Origin of the sequence: Lunatimonas salinarum, assembly GCF_017811155.1 — a bacterium.
Classification (GTDB): domain Bacteria; phylum Bacteroidota; class Bacteroidia; order Cytophagales; family Cyclobacteriaceae; genus Lunatimonas; species Lunatimonas salinarum.
In genome coordinates this window covers 1-2,682 of the sequence record NZ_JACVCV010000050.1, presented here as the reverse complement: position 1 = coordinate 2,682, position 2,682 = coordinate 1, and the positions used below count along the sequence as shown (strand labels likewise).

General features: G+C 49.9%; 3 protein-coding genes. All 3 read right to left on the bottom strand.

Annotated features, from left to right (window positions below; all coding sequences use genetic code 11):
- Nucleotides 1–343: 343 nt before the first annotated feature.
- Nucleotides 344–1,516: an IS91 family transposase gene (locus IAQ59_RS21655; RefSeq protein WP_209332943.1), complete on the bottom strand. Its 1,173-nt coding sequence runs from the start codon at nt 1,514–1,516 to the stop codon at nt 344–346.
- Nucleotides 1,516–2,325, bottom strand: a complete 810-nt coding sequence (locus tag IAQ59_RS21650; protein ID WP_209332942.1) for a tyrosine-type recombinase/integrase — start codon at nt 2,323–2,325, stop codon at nt 1,516–1,518. Before IAQ59_RS21650 ends, IAQ59_RS21655 begins: the two co-directional genes overlap by 1 nt.
- A gap of 134 nt (nt 2,326–2,459) precedes the next feature.
- On the bottom strand, nt 2,460–2,682 hold a 223-nt coding region (locus IAQ59_RS21645), incomplete at its 5' end, for a hypothetical protein (RefSeq protein WP_209332944.1).

Genomic DNA, 2,682 nt, shown 5'->3' with positions numbered 1-2,682 from the left:
ATCAAAATTTTAAATAACAAATTGCTTTTGAACGTTCTTTTGCTGGAGCCTAACGTAAAGAGTTTTAAACGCAATCTAGCCAAAAAAAATTACTATCTGGTTTGCGGCTTCCTAGATTGCGGTTAAAACTTAGTTGGACGAAACCGGAGGCCTGTCTATGGGCATTTATGTTTCCCTTTTTGGGTCATTTTTGCGGTTTGGTGACCAAGACATCCGCATAGATTATTGAAACGCCCAGATCTCGGATATTTCCGGTTCGCTAAGGGCAGTCCTTTCCCATTAACGCTGATCCGTCTTCATTTTTTCCCCATGTTTTCAAAGAACGTTTTTTCACAGGGCGCCTTCAGGGATCCCTGCCCTTTTCCCCGGCGAGGCCGTAAACCATCCTGCCGGTACCGCATTCTCCACACATGAACAGGCCCCTGCCCAGTATTTCCTCCAAAATCTCATAGGTGGACAACCCCTCGTAAAAGGAAATGAACCTTGCCACGTTTAGCAGCCTGAAACAGTCATCCATTTTGGTCTTGCTGTTCGCCGAAGACATGATCCCGTAGTATCTTATCTTGTAAAACCCGCTGGGGAGTATATGCTGCATGAACCTGCGGGTAAATTCGGCACCTGGAAGTTCCATGGTTTTGCTTTTGCCGTCCCGGTAATCCTTCCACCTGAACTTTACCGTGCCGTCCCCGACGGCCAGTATCCGGCTGTTGCTGATGGCCACCCGGTGGGTGTACCTGCCCAGATAACCAACTGCCTGGTTGGCCCCCTTGAACGTCTTTTTGATATAGACATGCCACATCTTCGAATAGGCTTCCTTTTTCAAGAGTTCCGGGACGGTGTACATGCCTTTCTGTTTTTCAGGTATCCTGAGCAGTTCTGCGCCCAAAGCTTGGAAAAGCTTTTCCATGAATACGCCCCTGAATATCTTGGAGAGTGCCTTCACGGGTACAAAAAACTTCTTGTTGGCAGCCACCCATTCCATTTGGTCGGGGTCGAGCCCTCCGGCCGGTATCAGCATATGGATATGGGGGTGGTAGTTTAGCGCCTGACCCCATGTGTGGAGTACCGAGAGGCAGCCGCTGTCCGCACCCAGGAAGGCAGGATTCGATGCCGCCTTCTTCACCGCCAGGGCCGAGGCGGCGAAGAGCATCCCGTAGCATTCCCGCTGGTTGAGGTAAAACAGCGGCTTTAGGAATTCCGGTATCGTGAAAACCACGTGAAAATACCTTACCGGGAGCATTCTGCACTTCAGCTTTTCCACCCACACAAGCTGTTTTACATACTGGCACTTGGGGCAGTGGCGGTTACGGCAGCTGTTGTAACTTACCCTGATGTGGCCGCAGCCGTCGCAGGTGAGCGTGTGGCTGCCCATACTTGCGGTCCTGCACTCCAATATGTCATTGTATGCCTTCGCCTGCTCCGGGCAAAGCCTTCCCGTGCCCAGAAATTTTTCCTTCTGGGATCCCAGAATATCGGAAAGCTCCGCCCCCCCGTTCCTTCTGTTGACCGTTTCCATCACAGGCCATCCAGTGGACTTTTGATTTTCGAGGGATCGAAATTGGTCACATGAAGGTAAACCGAGGTCGTCCTCAGGGATCTGTGCCCCAAAAGTTCCTGGATCACCCTGATGTTGGTGCCCTGTTCCAGAAGGTGGGTGGCAAATGTATGCCGGAGGGTATGGAAACTGGCATCCTTCTTTATACCGCTTTCCTTAAGAATCTTTTTGAACAGCTCCTGGACAGTTCTTTTGCTGTAGGCCTTGCCGGCTGTCCGTCCTTCAAAAAGAAAGGTTTTGGGCCTGTAATACCTGTAATACTCCCGGAGCTTTTCCAGCAGCTCCCCGGACAGCAGGGTATACCGGTCCTTGTTGCCCTTGCCCCCGCGGACTCTCAACTGCATCCTGTTGCCGTCGATGTCGCCAAACTTGAGGGCAACCAACTCACCCAGCCTCAGTCCGGAACCGTAGGCGAGCGCAACCAGGCAATAATGTTTCCTGTTTATGATTCTGTCCAGGATATGGAACACCTCCTCTTTGGAAAAGACGACGGGGAGGGGCTTCGGGCGTCTGGGCCGTTTGATCTTTGCCGGGTCCCATTCCCTGCCGAGAACATCCGTGAAAAGAATTTTGAAGGCACTGATGGTCTGGTTTACACTGGAGGCCGACAGGTCTTTCGTCTCAACCTTGTGGAATAGATACTCCTTTAGCTCGGATATGCTGATCTTGTCCGGACTTTTTCCAAAATGGCCGGAGACAGACGCTACCTGGGCAATATAATTTTCGATACTTCTTGGAGAGTAGTTTCTGATCTGCATCTCCTGATACATCTGCAGACGTAGGCTTTTTTTTCCATGATTAATAGAGTTTAAAGATTATACATGGAATAAAAATAAGCTATTTACCTAAAAATAAGAACGTTAATAGATAAAAAGTCAAAAACTACCGACGTAGGAGGTTTTGTTCAACGTTTTGCAGCTACCCGAAGGTGGCGATTTCGGAGCACTTCACTGTCAACCAAGCAGAAACTTTGATAGAAGCATAAAGCTTGATTTAACCACTGAACCGCCACTTTTGGGTAGGTGCTGTGTGTGCCCGGCATGGGCATCTGGTATCGAAGATACCATAATATTCCAGAGGGTGCAAGTCCCTTACGTGCGGGGGTAACGCCCCGAAGCGTTAGCAAG